The following is a 17235-nucleotide window of genomic DNA, read 5'->3' as shown; positions in this document are numbered from 1 at the left end:
TCAACCAGTGGCACCCTGCTGTCATGTCACTGGACGCCGCCGCCATCAACGCCGCCACGGCTCGGGTCGGTGAGGCTTCACACTCCTCCGGGGACCTGCCGGACCGAGCGCAGTACGTCGTGGTCGGGGGCGGGGTGGTCGGGACGTCGATCGCCTACCACCTGGCCCTCCTCGGGGCGACCGACGTGGTGCTGCTGGAGCGCAAGCAGCTCACGTCGGGGACGACCTGGCACGCGGCGGGCGAGGTGGTGTCGGGCGGCACCAGCGAGGACGCGCTCTGGATGGCGCGCTACTCGGCGGACCTCTATGCGCGGCTCGAGGAGGAGACCGGGCTGTCCACCGGGTTCCGCCAGTGCGGCTACCTCCAGCTCGCGACCACGGCACGCGCCGACGAGAGCCTGCGCCGGGAGACGGCGTACATGCGCTCGGTGGGGATGGCCAAGGAGGTCCTGTCGGCGAACGAGGTCGCGGACCTGGTGCCCCTGATGCGCACCGACGACGTCGTCCACGGGTTCTGGACCCCCGACGAGGGCCGCGCCAACCCGGTCGACGTGACCATGTCTCTGGCCCGCGGCGCCCGGCAGCGCGGCGTACGGATCTTCGAGGAGACCGAGGTGACCGGCTTCGTGCTCGACGGACGGCGGGTCGTCGGCGTCCGCACCGCACGGGGGGACGTCGCGTGCGAGAAGGTCGTGCTGGCCGCGGGTCTCTGGGGCCGGGAGCTGGCGGCGAAGGCGGGCGTGACCGTGCCGCTGCAGGCCGCGGAGCACTACTACTTGCTCACCGAGCCGATCGAGGGCGTCACCCCGGAGTCGGTGCCGGTCATCGAGGACGGCGAGGCCTACGGCTACTACCGCGAGGAGGGCGGCGGCCTGCTGGTCGGCATGTTCGAGCCGGTGGCGAAGGCCTGGGCTCTCGACGGCACTCCGCGCGACAGTGCCTTCGCGGTGCTGCCGCCGGACTGGGACCGGCTCGCCCCGTTCCTCGAGGTCGCGATGCGACGGTTCCCTGCCCTCGAGGACGCCGGCATCCGCACCCTGTTCTGCGGCCCGGAGAGCTTCACCGACGACCTCTCGCCGATGCTCGGCGAGTCACCGGAGGTCGACCACCTCTACCTCGCCTGCGGCCTCAACTCGGTCGGCATCCTGTCCGGCGGCGGCCTGGGCCACGTGATGGCGCAGTGGTTGATCGAGGGGCATCCGCCGCTCGACCTCACCGAGGTCGGCGTCGACCGAGCGCACGTGTTCCAGGCGACCCGGCTGTTCCGCCAGCAGCGCACGGTCGAACGACTCGGCTTCCTGCTCAACGACCTGTCCTGGCCCAACGCCCAGAACACCCGCGGCCGCAACGTCCGGCGCTCGCCGTACCACCCCCAGCACGTCGCCGACGGCGCCCACCTCGTCGCCACCAGCGGGTGGGAGTTCCCCGAGTTCTTCGCGGGGCCCGGAGCCGTCCCGACCGTCGAGTGGGGCTTCGCGCGCGGCGAGGCCTTCGAGCGCACCCGGGAGGAGCACCTCCGCGCCCGCGAGCACCTCGCCGCCTTCGACTTGTCGCTGATGTCGCACCACCAGGTGCAGGGCCCGCACGCGGCGGCGCTCCTCAACCGGGTCTGCGCGAACGACGTCGACACCGCGGTCGGCCGGGTCGTCTACACCCAGTGGCTCGACGAGCGCGGCGGGATCATCGCCGACGTCACGGTGACCCGGCAGGCCGAGGACTGCTACGTCGTGGTCAGCGGCGACAACATCCACCGCCGCGTGCCGGCGTGGCTGCGTCGCCAGACCCGCGACGGCGAGCTGGTCACGGTCACCGACGTCACCGGCGCCTACGCGCTGCTCTCGGTGCAGGGGCCGCGCTCACGCGAGGTGCTGCAGTCACTCAGCCCCGACGACTGGTCGGACGCCGCGTTCCCCTACCTGACCGCGCAACACGTGGAGCTCGGCTACACCCCGCTTTGGGCGCTCCGGATGACGTACGTCGGCGAGCTCGGCTGGGACCTGCTGGTGCCGACCGAGTTCGGTGCGACCCTCTACGAGCAGCTGCGCGCCGCGGCCGACGGGATCGTCGACGGCGGCTTCCGTCCGACCGGTCTCGGGGCGCTGGAGACCATGCGGCTGGAGAAGGCGTTCCGCGACATGGGGCACGACATCGACTCGACCGACACGCCGCTCGAGGCGGGCCTCGGCTTCGCGGTGGCCTGGGACAAGCCCGGCGGTTTCGTCGGCCGCGAGGCACTGCTGAAGCAGAAGGAGTCGGGTCCGCCGGCGCGCCGGCTGGTCAACGTGCTCCTCGACTCGCCCGACCACGACCTCGTCGGCGACGAGCCGGTCTACTGGGACGGCGAGCCCGCCGGGCACGTCCGCAGCGGCGGCTTCGGGCACACGCTCGGCGCTGCGTGCGGCATCGCCTCCGTCTCACGGGACGCGGGCTTCACCGCGGCCGACCTGGCCGCGGGCTCGTTCGAGGTCGACGTCGCCGGCACCCGGGTGCCGGCCACGGCCTCGCTGCGACCGTTCCTCGACCCGGAGCGGGCCCGGATCCTCCGCTGAGTGCCGACTCGCGCGGCCAGCAGTAGCATCGAGTGCCGCAGCGTTCGGCCCGAGGGGGATCCATGGGCATCACGGTCGTCGTCGAGTTCCGGACGAAGCCCGGTGTACGAGCAGAGCTCAAGAGCGTGCTCGAGGGCATCTCGGGGTCCTACGCGGCGGGCCTCCCGGGATTCCTGGGCAGCACGGTCTACGAGCAGCTCGACGACCCCGACGGCCTCGTCGAGATCGCCGAGTGGGAGACGTCCGAGGCGCAGGCCACCGCGGTGGAGCGGGCGGCCGCCTCGGGCGTCTATGCACCGGTGATGGAGCTGCTGGTGGCCCCCATCCGGGCCACCAGGATCGGCCACCTGACCTGACCCGCGGCCTCGCCCAGAATACCCAGAGGGGTATCATGGGCGTCGGTGGCACCCGCCACCGCCGACGAGGGAGGCCCGATGGAGCTCGACCCCACCGGCATGAAGCCGGTCATCAACCGCATCAAGCGCGCCCAGGGCCAGCTCTCCGGCGTGCTGCGCCTGATCGAGGAGGGGCGCGACTGCGAGGACGTGGTCACCCAGCTGGCCGCGGTCTCCAAGGCCCTCGACCGGGCCGGGTTCGCCATCGTCGCGTCCGGCCTGCAGCAGTGCCTCACGGCCGAGGACGGCGTGGACGAGGTGGACCTCAAGAAGATGGAGAAGCTCTTCCTCTCCCTGGCCTGACGCGTCCATCACCAGGGTGGCCGCGGCTTGGTTGGATACCCCAGGGGGTGTTAGTGTCCCTTCAGGGCTTGATACCCCCACCCGTATTTCGCGAAGGGACCGGACGAGTGAGCACCACCACCCCCGAGGTCACCGTCTTCGACCTGGCGCGCGCCCTGACGGGTGACGCCACCATGGTCGACGTCCGGGAGCACCGCGAGTACGTCCGCGGCCACGTGCCGGGAGCGCTGTTGGTTCCGATGGGCCAGGTGCCTGCCCGCCTGGGCGAGATCGACGGCTCCGGCCGGGTCTACGTCGTGTGCGCGTCCGGGCACCGCAGCCGGGTCGCGGCCGACGTTCTGCGCACCGCGGGGTACGACGCCGTCTCGGTCGCCGGCGGCACCGACGGCTGGCACCGCGCCGGCGGGCCCCTGGTGACCGGCTCCCGTCCCACCGCCTGACCCCGTCCGCCTCGACACACCTCGGAGGAACCCGTGACCGACCTGACGATCGTCCCCCTCGAGACCCCCAGCCTGGGTGATCGCAGCTACCTCGCCCACGACGGCGAGGTCGCGTTCGTGGTCGACCCGCAGCGCGACATCGACCGCGTGCTCTGCCTGCTCGCCGAGTACGGGGTCCGACTCACGCACGTGTTCGAGACCCACATCCACAACGACTATCTCACCGGCGGGTGGGCGCTGGCGCAGCGCACCGGCGCGGCGTACCTGGTCAACGGTGCCGACGAGGTCTCCTTCGCGCGCACCCCGGTGGCCGACGGCGAGACCGTCGAGGTCGGGGGCCGGATGCGGGTCACCGCGCTCGCGACGCCCGGCCACACGTTCACGCACTTGTCCTACGCGCTGGCCGACGCGGCCACCGGCGAGCAGGTGGCGGTGTTCTCGGGTGGATCGCTCCTGTTCGGCGCCACCGGCCGTCCCGACCTGCTCGGCCCGGTCCACACCGCCGAGCTGGTCCGGGCCCAGCACGCCTCGGCCCACCGGCTCGCGGCGTTCCTGCCGGACGAGGCGGCCGTGCTGCCCACCCACGGGTTCGGGTCGTTCTGCTCGGCCACCCAGTCGGAGGCCACCAGCTCCACCATCGGCCGGGAGAAGCGCCAGAACCCGGTGCTCACGCAGGACGAGGAGACCTACGTCCGCGAGCTCCTGGCCGGCCTCACCGCCTACCCCGCCTACTACGCCCACATGGGGCCCGCCAACGCCCACGGCCCCTCGGCACCGGACCTGACCCCTCCGGCCGAGGCCGACCCGACCGAGCTGCGCCGGCGGATCGAGGCGGGGGAGTGGGTCGTCGACCTGCGCTCCCGCAGCGTCTTCGCCGCGGGCCACGTGCCGGGCTCCCTCAACTTCGGTCTCGACGACGCCTTCGCCACCTACCTGGGCTGGCTGGTCACCTGGGGCACGCCGATCACCCTGCTCGGCGACAGCGCCGATCAGGTCGCCCAGGCGCAGCGGGAGCTGGTCCGGATCGGCATCGACCGTCCTGCCTCGGCGGCCACCGGCAAGCCGGAGGAGTGGGTGGCCGGAACGGGCCACGACGTCGCGTCGTACCCGACGGCCTCCTTCGTCGACCTTGCCCAGGTCCGCCACCACCGCGACGTGGTCGTGCTGGACGTCCGCCGCACCGACGAGTACGCCGAGTCCCACGTCGACGGCGCGCTCAACATCCCCATCCACGAGATCCCCGCCCGCCTGTCGGACGTCCCGGCCGGCGAGGTGTGGGTCCACTGCGCCGGCGGGTACCGCGCCTCCGTGGCCGCCTCGTTCGTCGCGGCGTCCGGACGCCGGGTCGTCGCCGTCGACGACGACTTCGCCGCCGCCGGCGGGGCCGGCCTGCCGCTGGTCGGGCCCGAGGCGGGATGACGCTCGGCCTGCTGGCCGGAGCCGCGCTCGCCGGACTCCTGATCGGCCTGAGCCTCGGCCTGCTCGGTGGGGGCGGCTCGATCCTCGCCGTCCCCGTGCTCCTGGCCCTGGGCCAGACCGCAGGACAGGCCACGACCGGGTCCCTGGCCGTGGTCGCCGCGACGTCATTGGTCGGCGCGGTCGCCGCGCAGAGGGTCGGTTCCACCGTTCTGGTCGGCGGAGGCGTCGCCTTCGGTGGGCTGGCCGTGGGCGGCGCCGCCCTCGGAGCCCACGCCGCGGGGGCGGTCCCGGACGCGGTCCTGCTGCTCGCCTTCGCGGCGCTGCTGCTCGTCGTCGCGGGACTGATGGTCCGGCGTCAGCTCCGGGCCGGGGCGAGTGGGCCGGCTGTCGGACACCGCAGCCACGTCGGCATCGACGACCCGATCATCACGTTCACCCCGGCGTTCGCCTGCGCCTGCCCGCGCGCGGTGAAGGTGCTGGTCACGGCGACCCTGGTCGGCCTGCTGACGGGGTTCCTCGGCGTCGGCGGCGGCTTCCTGGTCGTGCCGGCGCTCGTCATCGCGCTCGGTCTCCCCATGGCGGCGGCGGTCGGCACCTCCCTGGTTGCCATCGCCGTCACCTCACTGGCCGCTCTCCTGGTCCGGCTCGGCGCGACGCAGCAGCCCGACTGGCACCTGGTGGCCCTGCTGACCGGGCTCGCCGTCGCCGGCGCGCTCGTCGGGACCTGGGTCGCGCGCCGGGTCGAGGCCGGGCGGCTCCAGGCGGCCTTCACCGCCCTCCTCGTCGTGGTCGCGGTGTGGACCGCGGCCCGGGGCCTCCCCGCCCTCGCCTGACCACACGACTGCTCGATCACCACCCCCGACGGTCCGCCCCGTGGCCGATCGCCGGGTGGCCTCCGTGGCCGACGCCTGACGGCATTCGCGTGGGATCCGGGGCACCAGGCGACTCGGATCCCACACGGTGGCACGCGAGGCGCTCAGGCCGACGCGAGGGCGCGCGCGACCTCGGCCTGCCGGACCAGGAAGGCCCGTTCGTCCAGCCGCTTGCGGCGCAGCCACGTCGTGACCTCGGTGTTGCACTTGCTGGCGTTGCACGACCGGCACGCCGGCACCACGTTGGCCAGCGTGTAGCGCCCGCCCCGCGAGATCGGCAGCAGGCAGTCCTTCTGCAGCCCCGGCGCGGTGGAGCCGCAGTAGGCACAGCCGCCCCAGGACTCCACGAGGGCCGCCCACTGACCCGCGGTCAGGTCATGCGCGACCCCGGCCATCCGGCGCTGGCGACGGCGCGCGTACCGGGCGGTGCGGGTGCGGGACGGCACGCGACCGACCGTACGCCGGGAGCGGGTCCGCGCCGGGCCGGACACGCGAATGCACGGCGGCCGCGCGCTCACTAGGCTGGGAGACGTGGCAACCAGGCAGTGGTCCGATCTCAGCAGCGGCCAGAAGCGTGCCGTCTACGTCGCCGGCGCGGTCGAGACGGTGCTGACGCTGGCGGCGCTCGTCGACCTGGCCCGCCGTCCCGCCGTCGACGTGCGCGGCCCGAAGGCAGCCTGGGCCGTGGCCGCCTTCGTGCAGCCCGTGGGTCCGGTCGCCTACTTCCTCGCCGGACGGCGGTAGACCCTCACCCGAGGACGTTGGTCGGCGGCTGGTCCGGGACGGGCCGCCGGCGCGACCACGCCGAGAGATCGACGACCGAGCCGGTCCTCGGGAGCGTGAGGTGGACGGGGTCCCGGTCGTGGTCCTGGCCGGACTCGACCGCGTCGACGAGGGTGCGCATCAGGACGCCGACCACCGGCGCGTTCTTGAACTGGTTGCCACTGGTGCCCATCGCGACGTAGAAGCCCGGGCGCTCCGTGCGGTCGTAGACCGGGGACCAGTCCGTGGTGACGTCGTAGACACCGGCGATGCCCATCGGCCGACCAGGGACCGCCAGGTCGGGGAAGCGGCGGGCGGCCCGGAGGACCTGGGTCTCGAACAGCGACGCGGTGGGCCGCGGGTCAGCGGCATCGGGGTCGTCGAGCCACTCGGGCGGGTCGCACTCCGGCTCCATGCCGCCGACGAGGACGGCGCCGGCCCGGGCCGAGCGGACGTAGATCCCGAGGTCGGGGTCGGCGATCGTGATGCCCGGTCCGCCGTCGGGGGGCTCGAAGCCCCGGGGCGCGGGGACCTCGTGCACCTCCTGCCGCAACGGCCGGGTGGTGACGGTGAAGTCCGAACCCACGCCCGCGAGTGCGTTGACCCGGGACGACCACGGGCCGGCCGCGTTGACGACCACGTCGGCGTCGACGTCGAGGCCGTCGGAGGTGGTCACCCGCCAGCGACGGGAGCCGTCCTGGGCCATGGTCCGGACGTCCCGGTGGAGCAGCAGGCTGGCGCCGTGGTGGACGGCGGCCTCCGCGAGGTTGTGGGTGGCGAGCGACGGGTCCGGGACGTAGCCCGCGTCCGGGGTGAAGCTGCCGGTCAGCGAGCCGTGCGCGTCGGCGAAGAACGCCGCACTGTCCACCGGCGCGGGTGGACCGTACGCCCCGGGGTCGAGGGCCGGCACCCGGGCCGCGATCTCGGCAGCGTCCCAGGACTCCCACGGCACCCCGACCTCGTCGAGCAGGGCCGTGATCCGGGCCGAGGCGCCGGGAGCCCGGTCCAGCACCAACATCCCGGTGCGCTGGAAGCCCGCCGTCCCGGCCGGGTCCGCGTGCCCCAGGTGGCCCGCCCAGTCGAGCCAGCCGTGCAGCGACTCCCAGGCGATCGCCACGCCGGCGTACGTCGAGTAGTGGAACCGGACGATGCCGCTGGACGCACTGGTCGACCCGTGCCCGGCGCCACCCGACCGGTCGAGGACGACGACCCGGCGGCCGCTCCGGGCCAGCTCGAGGGCGATGGACGAGCCGATCACGCCCGCGCCCACGACGACAGCGTCGGCGCTCTCGGTCACCGGGAACCCTCGCCGCTGCGCTCCCTCAGCCGCCGGACCAGCTCCGCAGCGACGAGCGCGGCGCCGGCGGCCCAGAGCGCCGCCCAGACCCAGTCCTGCTGCACGAGGCGGACCACGAGGAACGCCGTCGCCACGACCAGCATCAGCACGCGCACGCCGATGTCGGTCCGCTGGCTCATCTGCGCATCCTAGGGACGGACCGGTCCCCGCGTCTCAGCCCCCTGCGCCCCGGCGGCGGGGTCCTCCGGCCACGAGCACCAACAGCGCCCCGAACGCGAGCAGGCAGAGTGGCAGCGTTGCCCGCGGGCCGTCGGCGCTCGTCGCCGATGGGGGAGCCGCCCCGGCGGCGACCACCGTCGGGACCGCGACCTCGTCCCCGGCGGCGGCACCGGCCGGTCGCCGGCCTTCGGCAGGAGACACGCAGTCGACGCTGACGGTGCGGCTGCCGAGCACCTCGCCGTTGGCGCGCAGCTCCACGGTCACCGTCTGGTCCTCGTAGCGCGAGAGGTCGCCGACGATGGTCGTGCTGTCCCCGCCGTAGACCGGCGCGCTGACCTGGACCACCTTGCCGTCGATCAGGATCGAGAACACGATCCGCGAGTCGGCGTCGCCGTCGTTGGCCAGCGTCACCGTGGTCGAGGGGGGCGGGCAGACCACGCCGTCCACGGCGACCCGCGGCAGGACCTGAGGCGCGACACAGTCGGGCGTCACCGTGTACGCCGCCACGACCGCGCCGTCGACCAGGAGGGTCACGACGACGGTCTGGTCCTCGTAGGGCGAAAGGTCGATCGTGCCGGTCTCGGTGGCACCCGGACCGACCGTCAGCGGTGCGCCCACCGGGACCCCGTCGACCTGTGCGGTGAGCTCGACCGGGTCCTGGCCGTTGTTGGTGACCTCGACGGTGCCCTGGGCGGTCGTCCCCGCGCACGCGAGCCGGGCCCCGATCTCCACCGCCGGCGGGGGTGGCTCACAGTCCACGGTGACGACGCGGGTGGCGATCACCTCGCCACCCGACCTCACCTCGATCGTGAAGGTCTGGTCCTCGAGCGTGGCCAGGTCGCCGCTCAGCACCACCTCCTCTGAGCCTCCGGGCGGGACCGCTTCGACCGTCTGCACCGGCGTGCCGTCCACCAGGATCGTGAAGTTCGCCGGGGCGGTCGCCGCCTGTCCGTCGCGGACGGTGACGGTGACGCTCGCCGACCCTGCGTCGCAGGTGACGTCGCTGATGCTGGCATCCGGGAGCGGCCCGACGTCCGGCTGCACCTCGCACCCGTCGTTCAGGACGGAGCTGCCCTCGGGCCAGTTCAGCCCGCGCGGCAGCCCGGGCCGGATCGGCGGGATGATGTCGCCCCAGTCGTCGACGTCCGGGGAGAAGATCGGCCCGGTGTGGGAGGAGTGACCCTCGATCGCGGACTCCTCGCTGACCACGATCTGGTTGTAGGGATTGGTCCGCGAGTTCGTGCGGTGGCAGATCGTGACCTTGGGTTGTGGGGCGCGGACCCGCCGAGCCGCCTGAGGGGCGGCGGCAGCCGCTGCCTCGACCGCGGCCTCCGGCGTCGCGCCGGCCACGTCATCCGCGGCTTCGGGGTCGTCGGTCGTCACGGGCTCCTCGCTCGCCGTGGGCGGTGCGGGGGGCTCGCTGGGCGTCGGCTCCGCCTCGGCGGGCGGATCGCTCTCCGGGAGTGGCGCCGCCTCGTTCGGGGGTTCGGGCTCCGTGGCCGGATCGGAGGGGGTGGTCGTCGACCCCGCCTCCGGCTCCGGCACGCCCGTCTGGTCCTGGCCGAACGCCGGATCGGCCTCGTCCGCCGCCGCGGTGACGGGCAGCGACAGGGTCATCACGAGGCACAGGGCTGCTGCGGCGGCCAGCAGGTGCCGGTGTGGGGACATCACCCCACCTCCCCGAGGGTCGACGGTCCGCGACGCCGGCACGCTAGCCACAGCACGGCCATGGCCCCTCACCCCAGACGGGTGAGTTCCGGGCTGCGTTTCCTCAGCGGTCGGCGCCCGCCGGGTCTTGGAGGTCGTCGTCGACGAGGACGGGGCGGGCGACGTGCAGACCGGCCCACACGAAGGGGACCGCGGTCCCGGCGAGCAGCAACAGCACGAGGTCCCAGCCGCCGGTGGCGTCGTGGAGGACACCGACGGCGACGGGTCCGAGCCCGGCGAGCAGGTAGCCCACCGGCTGCACGAAGCCCGAGAGCCGCGCGGTCACCGCGGGGTGCCGGGTCCGGGCCGTGATCAGCGCGATCACGGTCGGGAAGGCGAAGCCGGCGACCCCGAGCAGCACTGCCCACAGCCAGGGAAGGGTCGTCGGCGCGAGCAGGAGACCGAGGTAGCCGACCACGATGAGCGCACCGAACGTGAGCATGTGTGGCGCCAGGGTGCGGGAGCGGGCGATCACCGTCGGCATGACCAGGCCGCCGATGATCGTGATGCCGCTGAGCAGCGCCTGCAGCGCGCCGGCGTACGTCGCGGACAACCCCGCGTCGCGGTAGATCTGGGGCAGCCAGCCGAACTGGACGTAGGCGTGCATCGCCTGGATGCCGAACAGCACGGTCATCGCCACGGCCGTCGGCGACCCGGTGATCCGGCGTCCGGCGGCGTGCCCGGGGGCTGCCGGGCGGGTGGACCGCTCGAGCGTCCACGTCAGCCAGGCCCACACCGGCAGCGCCACGGCCGCGGCGACGCCCCAGGCGCCGAGCGCGGCGCGCCAGCCACCCAACCCGCCGGCGAGCGGGGCGGTCAGCAGCGAGCCCAGTGACCCGCCCACGATGAGGCCCGAGCCGTAGATCGTCGCCAGGGCCACCTCGTTCCGGCCGCCGTGGCGCTTGATCCAGGCCGGCACCAGGACGTTGCCGACCGCCATGCCGGCCAGGGCGAGGGTGCTGAGCAGGAGGAACAGGGCGGCGGAGTCGGCGACCGCGCGGAGCAGCAGCCCGACGGTCACCGCGACCAGTCCGAGGGTGATGCCCGTCGTGGTGCCGACCCGGCGGGCCAGTCCGACCGCCAGCGCGCCGAACGCCGCGAAGCACAGCCCGGGGAGCCCGGTCAGGATGCCCACCACGCCGCTGCCGGCCGAGAGCCCGTCGCGCACCTCGGCCAGCACCGGGCCGATCGACGAGGCGCCGGGACGCAGGTTGACCGAGACCAGCACGACCGCGAGGCACGCGGCGGCGCCGCCGACCCGTCGTGCGCTCACGCAGCGACCCTACGGGCGGGTGCGAACGTCGTGGACGCCGTGTCACGTCGTGGCGGAGTCGGTGACCTCAACCGACCAGCGCGACCACGAGCCCGAGCGCGGCGCACACGCCGAGCGTGCGCAGCGGGCTCCATCCACGCCCGAGCAGGAGCCCGAGGGCGAGGGTCGTGAGCCCGAAGGCGAGCGGGTCCCAGGACCCGAGGACCGGCAGCTCCACCGCGACCGGCCCCCACGTGAAGGTCCGGGTGGCGTCGAACAGCGTGTGGACCGCGAAGTAGACGGCCAGGCTGGCGATCACGCCGACCACGGCGGCGGTGATCCCGGTGAGCGCCGCCGTGAGGTGGTGGTGGTGGCGCAGCCGCTCGACGTAGGGGGCGCCCAGGAAGATGAAGAGGAAGCACGGCACGAACGTCACCCAGGTGACCAGCAGCGAGCCGACCAGCATCCCTGCCCACGGGTCGAGTGCGCCGGGGTCGCGGTAGGCACCCAGTCCGGCGACGAACTGCACGACCATGATCAGCGGGCCCGGCGTGGTCTCGGCGAGCGCGAGCCCGTTCACCATCTCGCCCGGCGCGAGCCAGCCGTAGACGTCGACCGCCTGCTGGGCGACGTACGCCAGCACGGCGTAGGCGCCGCCGAAGGTGACCAGCGCGGCTCCGGAGAAGAACAACCCCTGGTCGACGTACACGCTGTCGGCGCCGAGCAGCAGCGCCGCGAGCGCGACCGGCGTGAACCACACCACGAGGCCCACGGCGACGATCACGACGGCACGCCGCGGGGTGGGCGGGTCGTGGTGCAGCGCGTCGTCGCTGACGAGCGGGGGCGGGCCGTCGTCCCCGTCGTCCCGGCCGAGGACTCTCAGCGCCGGCAGCCAGCGGGCGGCCAACCACCCCGCCGCTCCGGCCGCGAGCACCACGACCGGGAAGGGCACCGCGAACACCGTGAGCGCGACGAACGACGCCACCGCGAGTGCCACCAGCAGCGGGTGCGCGAGCGCGCGGCGTCCCACGCGCTGCACCGCCTGGACCACGATGGCGATGACCGCGGGCGCAAGCCCGGCGAAGAGGCCACTGACGACGTCCGTGGTGCCTGCGGCCAGGTAGAGGACCGTCAGCCCCAGCAGCGCGAGGATCCCGGGCAGCACGAACAGGGTGCCGGCGATCAGTCCGCCCCGCAGGCCGTTGAGGAGCCAGCCGGTGTAGATCGCCAGCTGCTGCGCCTCCGGTCCGGGGAGCAGCATGCAGTAGTTGAGCGCGTGCAGGAACCGGCGCTGCCCGATCCAGCGCTTCTGGTCGACGAGGTGGTGCTGCATCACCGCGATCTGGCCGGCCGGTCCGCCGAAGGTCTGCCACGAGATGGCGAACCAGGTGCGCGTCGCCTCCGGGAGCGGTACGACGTCGGCGTGCGCCCTCGGGGATCCCACGGTCCGAGTCTGCCTAAAGTCGACCGGATGAATCAACAATCCCGCTGGTCGGACCGACCCGCCCAGGTCGCGAGGGCCTGGTCGAGGCCCTGCAGCGACACCGGCCGGGTGAGCACGGCGTCCACGCCGTGCGACCGGCACCACGCCTCGTCGGCGTGGCTGTCGCTCGCGACGATCGCCAGGAGCGGTGTCCGGCCACCCTCGCCCTCGGGACGGCGGATCGCGTCGGCCGTCGCGCCGTCGGCCTCCGGCGAGGGACAGTCCAGCAGCACCGCCGCGACCTCCTCGCGGGCCAGCACCCGCAACGCCTCCGCCGCGTCCGCCACCGGCGAGGCCTGGTAGCCGAGGTGCTCGACCATGCCGCCGGTGACCATCCGGCTCACCGGACGCCCGTCGACCACCAGCACCCGCGACCGGGTGACGGCGGGCTGCCGCGCCCGGGCCACGGTGGCGGCCCGCGGAAGGGCGGCCAGGAGGGCTGCGGACGGGACCGGCTTGTCCACGGTCAGGTCGCCGCTCCGCAGCAGGGCCGCGTCCGCGTCGTCGCTCCCGGTGCGCAGCAGCACCATCCCGGGGCGGGAGCCGTCGGCGACCGCCAGCTGGCCGACGAGGTCCGCGGCACCCGGGACGGACGCGTCCAGCACGACCGCGTCGTACGGCGTCCCCGCGTGCAGGCCCTTCCCCACGGCCGCGAGGGCCTGGGTGGGCCCCTCGACGGCCTCGACCTCGGCTCCCGCCCGACCGATCAGGTCGGCGAGCACCAGCCGGGCGGTGGGGTGGTCGTCGACGACCAGCACCCGCAGGTCCTGCGGGCCCGGCTGCTGCCGGACCGTCGGCTGCGTCCGGGCCGCCTCGAACGGGACGGTGAACCAGAACGAGCTGCCCTGCGACGGGGCGCTGTCGACGCCGATCTCACCGCCCATCAGGGTGACCAGGCGCTTGCAGATGGCCAGCCCCAGTCCGGTCCCGCCGTAGACCCGGGTGGTCGAGGAGTCGGCCTGCGAGAAGGCGTCGAAGAGCCGTTCCGGGTCGAGGTCGACCCCGATGCCGGTGTCGGAGACCTCGAACCGCACCTGGACGGCCTCACCGGCCCCCGGCTCCAGGGACGCCCGGATCAGCACCTCCCCGGACGGCGTGAACTTCACGGCGTTGGACGCGAGGTTGATCAGGACCTGCCGGAGCCGGGCGGGGTCGCCGCGGACCCGTCGTGGCAGGTCGGGGTCGCAGACCGTCAGCAGCTCGAGGCCCTTGGCGTGCGCGGCTCCGGCGACGATCTGGGCCGCGTCCTCGACGACGGACACGATCTCGAGGTCGACCACCTCGAGCTCCAACCGGCCGGCCTCCACCTTGGAGAAGTCGAGGATGTCGTTGATGAGGACCAGCAGGCTCTCCCCGGCGCCGCGCACCCCTTCGGCGTACGTGCGCTGGCGGTCGTCGAGGTCGGTGCGGAGCAGCAGGTCGGAGAGGCCCAGCACGCCGTTCATCGGCGTCCGGATCTCGTGGCTCATGGTGGCGAGGAACTCCGACTTCGCACGGGAGGCGCGCAGCGCCTCGTCGCGGGCGGCGACCGACTCACGGACCGCCCGCTGCTCCGACGACAGCAGCAGCGCGGTCCGGACCACGGCCAGGGCCAGCAGGACCGCGCCGCCGACGATGAGTCCCCACGGGCGGATCGGCCGTCCCGACAGCAGGTCGATCGCGGGCAGCAGCACGACGACGGCGAGCGGGCCGATCGCGATGGCCAGCCGGCCGATCCAGCGCTCCTCGCCCGCGTGGCGCGGCTCGGTGACCGGACGCCTGCCGCCGCGGTGGAAGCGCGCCATCAGGATCGCCCCCAGCATCCAGCCCGCGTTCTCCCAGTTCTCGTGGAAGTCGGTGAGCGGAAGGGTGAGGAAGCCGATGTCGGCGACCAGCCAGGCGGCGACTCCGACGCCGAACCACGGGTCGGTCGAGGCGCGGGCCCGGCGGTCGGTGAGGATCCGGATGACGAGCGCGATCAGGATCGCGTCGAGGATGGGGTAGGTCGACCACACCAGCTTCACCACCGGCGTGAGCGAGGGGTCGCCGGCGATCTGGGCGACCGAGAAGTTCCACAGGGCCAGGACGCTGACGGCGACGATGGTGAGCGCGTCCACGATCGACTCCAGGTCGAAGCGCTCGCCCTCACGTGACTGCACCAGCGAGATCCACAGCGCGGCACCCAGCAGCACGTACGAGACCAGCCACCCGACGTCGGCGAAGGACACGTCGGTGCTCGCGCTGTTGACGACGACGGTGTACCAGACGACCTCGCCGAGCGCGTTGGTCGTGAGCCCCGCCGCCACCAGCATCGCGGGCAGTCGTCGGGGCGGGGGTGTGCGGAACGAGGCGATCCACGCGCACAGGGCGGCACCGGAGAGGGTCCCGATGAACGCGACCGCCACCCAGAGCAGCGAGGGGCGGACCACGTGGACGACCACCGCTGCGACGTACGCCACCACGACGAACGCCGGCCACAGCACCCCGCGCAGGCGCCCGTTGACCGCCGGGGCAGCAGCAGACAGGGACGTCATGCGTGCGCCTCCTCGAGCGGTCCGGAAGGTCCAGTGTGGCCCACTCCCGGGCCCGGATCTCCCCGATTCGGCGGATTGGCGGCCCGGCGTGACGACGGTCAGACGAACCAGCCGCGGGGCATCGAGACCAGCCAGCGCCGACGCGGGTGCTCGGTGACCGACCACACCCGGTCGGTCGAGGGCCAGTAGGTGAGGTCCTCCGGACCCATCGGGACGGCCAGCAGGTGTCGCCGCATCCTGCCGGGGCGGCCGGAGCAGATCGTGCCGGGGAGCCACGGGCCGTTCGAGACGCTGACCAGGTGCTGCCCCTTCCGGACCACGACACCCTGCATCCGTCCGACGCCCTCCCCGAGCGACACCGGCCGCGCGACGCCGTCGGCGTCCACGCGGGGCAGCGCCGTCCCCGGGTCGATCTCGTAGCGCACCAGCCGGCGCGAGCGCGTGCCGCGGGCGTACTCGCCGGACACCAGCGCCGGGACCTCCTCGCTGCGGTCGAGGGCCAGGAAGGAGTAGCGGAAACGCTCCTCGCCCCGGTCGGCGCCGGCCCGGAGCAGGCGACGTACGGGTAGCACGAACCGGTGGCCGTACGCGGTCACCCGCCCGTCCGCGACGCCCAGCCGGTCGGCGACGTCGGGGTCGGCGACGGGCAGGATGTCGTCGGTCCGGCAGGAGACCAGGCCCCGGGCGGTGGCCGCCAGGTGCAGCCAGGGGCCGTGCCAGACGACCCCCCCGGCGTGCAGGTGGACCGGTGCGAGCGTCGGGGCGCCGTCGGCGTCGACGCCCGGCTCGACCAGCAGGACGTGCTCGTAGCGGAGCGTGTCGAGGTCGACGAAGGTGACCCGGCACCCCTGGGTCGCCCCCGCGACCCGACGCGCGTACGACGTCGTCACGAGGAGCCGGCGACCGGCCACCTGCTCCTCGGGAGAGGCGTCGGCGCTGCTCGAGATCCCCTGCGGCCACCAGCGGCCGTCCCGCCGGTCGGCGTCGTCCCAGGCGAACGCCTCTGTCACCGCGCGGCCGAGGGCCCGGCCCAGCCGCGCGAGCCGCGCCCGACGGGTCATGCCGGCCACGACCCCGGCCACCCCGACCGGAGCGCCGGCTGCTCCGTGCAGGGCGCGGATCAGCGGCTCCCGGTCGTCGGCGGCGGTGAGGTGGATCGCCATGGCGGAACGTTAGGTCACGGCTGGGTCGTGGTGGGATGGCCGGCGTGAGCACGCGCCGGTCGGTCGTCGGGGCGGCGGTCCTGAGGGACGGCCGGGTCCTGGCGGCACGTCGTACGGCACCGGCGGCGGCCGCCGGGCGCTGGGAGTTCCCCGGCGGCAAGGTCGAACCGGGGGAGACCCCGGAGGAGGCGCTGGCGCGCGAGCTCCGGGAGGAGCTCGGGTGCGGCGTCACGGTCGGCCCGTGGCTGCGCGGGAGCGTGGCGGTGGGGGAGCACCACGAGCTGTCGGTCGCGCTGGCCGCCCTGGTCGACGGCGAGCCGGAGCCGGTCGAGCACGACCGGGTGCGCTGGCTCGCTGCCGACGAGCTCGACGCCGTGGACTGGCTGGACGCGGACCGGCCGTTCCTCCCCGAGCTGCGGCACCGGATGATGGCACCGTGAGGGCGATCTTCTTCGACGAGGACCACGCCGCCGCGGCCGTGGCCCGGCTGCAGCGCGACGGCCACTCCGCGCGCGCGGAGCGGGAGCGGTTCGCCGGTGAGGACGACGACGAGGACCACCCGTGGGCCGTCGTCTCCGACGCCCCCGCGATCGCCCTCGAGCTGCTGGTCGACGAGTACGACGGCTGGCTCGACACCGACGACGGGTCGAGACCGCCCGCCCCTCCGCTGGACCTCCCCGCCACCCCGCGTCGCCACCACCGCCCACCCCAGAGCAGCTGAGGTCCCGCCCACGGTCCGGGGGTTTCGAGGCTCGTCGCTGGCGCTCCTCGCACCTCAACCTCCGGGGCAGCGGGCGCCTCCTGCGGCGGAGGTTGAGGTGGGAGGCCCCCGGGCAGCGGGCGCCTCCTGGGGCGGAGGTT

Annotated in this window: 17 protein-coding genes; 9 read left to right on the top strand and 8 right to left on the bottom strand. The window is 74.0% G+C overall.

What is annotated here, in order from left to right; translation table 11 throughout:
• Positions 1-23: 23 nt before the first annotated feature.
• From ACQ1X7_RS06260 to ACQ1X7_RS06235, 6 genes are all read left to right on the top strand, one after another.
• Positions 24-2549 (top strand): FAD-dependent oxidoreductase, encoded by a 2526-nt coding sequence (locus ACQ1X7_RS06260; RefSeq protein WP_432477308.1) that lies wholly within the window; start codon positions 24-26, stop codon positions 2547-2549.
• A 62-nt stretch (positions 2550-2611) separates the two neighbouring features.
• Positions 2612-2905: a putative quinol monooxygenase gene (locus ACQ1X7_RS06255; RefSeq protein ID WP_432477307.1), complete on the top strand. Its 294-nt coding sequence runs from the start codon at positions 2612-2614 to the stop codon at positions 2903-2905.
• Positions 2906-2983: 78 nt separating this feature from the next.
• Positions 2984-3247, top strand: coding sequence for a metal-sensitive transcriptional regulator (locus ACQ1X7_RS06250; RefSeq protein ID WP_432477747.1), 264 nt, complete (start codon positions 2984-2986; stop codon positions 3245-3247).
• 107 nt (positions 3248-3354) lie between these two features.
• Positions 3355-3687 (top strand): rhodanese-like domain-containing protein, encoded by a 333-nt coding sequence (locus tag ACQ1X7_RS06245; RefSeq protein WP_432477306.1) that lies wholly within the window; start codon positions 3355-3357, stop codon positions 3685-3687.
• 33 nt (positions 3688-3720) lie between these two features.
• A complete protein-coding gene (locus ACQ1X7_RS06240; RefSeq protein WP_432477305.1) occupies positions 3721-5106 on the top strand; it encodes an MBL fold metallo-hydrolase in 1386 nt (461 codons plus the stop codon).
• Positions 5103-5939 (top strand): TSUP family transporter, encoded by an 837-nt coding sequence (locus ACQ1X7_RS06235; protein ID WP_432477304.1) that lies wholly within the window; start codon positions 5103-5105, stop codon positions 5937-5939. The genes ACQ1X7_RS06240 and ACQ1X7_RS06235 overlap by 4 nt, the downstream gene beginning before the upstream one ends.
• Positions 5940-6082: 143 nt before the next feature.
• On the opposite strand, the gene ACQ1X7_RS06230 is transcribed toward ACQ1X7_RS06235, so the two are convergent.
• Complete coding sequence (locus ACQ1X7_RS06230) at positions 6083-6424, bottom strand: HNH endonuclease (protein WP_432477303.1); 342 nt, start codon at positions 6422-6424, stop codon at positions 6083-6085.
• Positions 6425-6509: 85 nt separating this feature from the next.
• Between ACQ1X7_RS06230 and ACQ1X7_RS06225 the strand changes: the two genes are divergently transcribed.
• Entirely contained in the window at positions 6510-6722 is a 213-nt protein-coding gene (locus ACQ1X7_RS06225) for a PLD nuclease N-terminal domain-containing protein (protein ID WP_432477302.1), read from the top strand.
• Positions 6723-6726: 4 nt separating this feature from the next.
• Here the strand turns inward: ACQ1X7_RS06225 and ACQ1X7_RS06220 are convergent, their stop codons facing one another.
• The 7 genes from ACQ1X7_RS06220 to ACQ1X7_RS06190 all read right to left on the bottom strand — a co-directional run bounded on the left by ACQ1X7_RS06220 (position 6727) and on the right by ACQ1X7_RS06190 (position 16374).
• On the bottom strand, positions 6727-8037 hold the full coding sequence (locus ACQ1X7_RS06220; RefSeq protein ID WP_432477301.1) for an NAD(P)/FAD-dependent oxidoreductase: 1311 nt from the start codon (positions 8035-8037) through the stop codon (positions 6727-6729).
• Positions 8034-8216 carry a hypothetical protein gene (locus tag ACQ1X7_RS06215; protein WP_432477300.1) on the bottom strand — a complete coding sequence of 61 codons (183 nt, stop codon included), beginning with the start codon at positions 8214-8216 and terminating at the stop codon, positions 8034-8036. Before ACQ1X7_RS06215 ends, ACQ1X7_RS06220 begins: the two co-directional genes overlap by 4 nt.
• A 34-nt stretch (positions 8217-8250) precedes the next feature.
• Positions 8251-9924: a hypothetical protein gene (locus tag ACQ1X7_RS06210; protein ID WP_432477299.1), complete on the bottom strand. Its 1674-nt coding sequence runs from the start codon at positions 9922-9924 to the stop codon at positions 8251-8253.
• 103 nt (positions 9925-10027) lie between these two features.
• On the bottom strand, positions 10028-11236 hold the full coding sequence (locus ACQ1X7_RS06205) for an MFS transporter (protein ID WP_432477298.1): 1209 nt from the start codon (positions 11234-11236) through the stop codon (positions 10028-10030).
• Between the two features lie 67 nt (positions 11237-11303).
• Positions 11304-12659, bottom strand: coding sequence for a chromate efflux transporter (chrA, locus tag ACQ1X7_RS06200; protein WP_432477297.1), 1356 nt, complete (start codon positions 12657-12659; stop codon positions 11304-11306).
• Between the two features lie 32 nt (positions 12660-12691).
• Entirely contained in the window at positions 12692-15211 is a 2520-nt protein-coding gene (locus ACQ1X7_RS06195; protein ID WP_432477296.1) for an ATP-binding protein, read from the bottom strand.
• Between the two features lie 98 nt (positions 15212-15309).
• Complete coding sequence (locus ACQ1X7_RS06190; protein ID WP_432477295.1) at positions 15310-16374, bottom strand: hypothetical protein; 1065 nt, start codon at positions 16372-16374, stop codon at positions 15310-15312.
• A 35-nt stretch (positions 16375-16409) separates the two neighbouring features.
• Between ACQ1X7_RS06190 and ACQ1X7_RS06185 the strand changes: the two genes are divergently transcribed.
• Both ACQ1X7_RS06185 and ACQ1X7_RS06180 read left to right on the top strand, forming a co-directional pair.
• Positions 16410-16814 (top strand): (deoxy)nucleoside triphosphate pyrophosphohydrolase, encoded by a 405-nt coding sequence (locus ACQ1X7_RS06185; protein WP_432477294.1) that lies wholly within the window; start codon positions 16410-16412, stop codon positions 16812-16814.
• Entirely contained in the window at positions 16811-17095 is a 285-nt protein-coding gene (locus ACQ1X7_RS06180; RefSeq protein WP_432477293.1) for a hypothetical protein, read from the top strand. Before ACQ1X7_RS06185 ends, ACQ1X7_RS06180 begins: the two co-directional genes overlap by 4 nt.
• Positions 17096-17235: the final 140 nt, after the last annotated feature.

Origin of the sequence: Nocardioides sp. GXQ0305, from assembly GCF_050880345.1 — a bacterium.
Classification (GTDB): Bacteria; Actinomycetota; Actinomycetes; order Propionibacteriales; family Nocardioidaceae; genus Nocardioides.
Note: the sequence above shows the minus strand (reverse complement) of the source record. Positions and strands in the feature narration are given on the sequence as shown.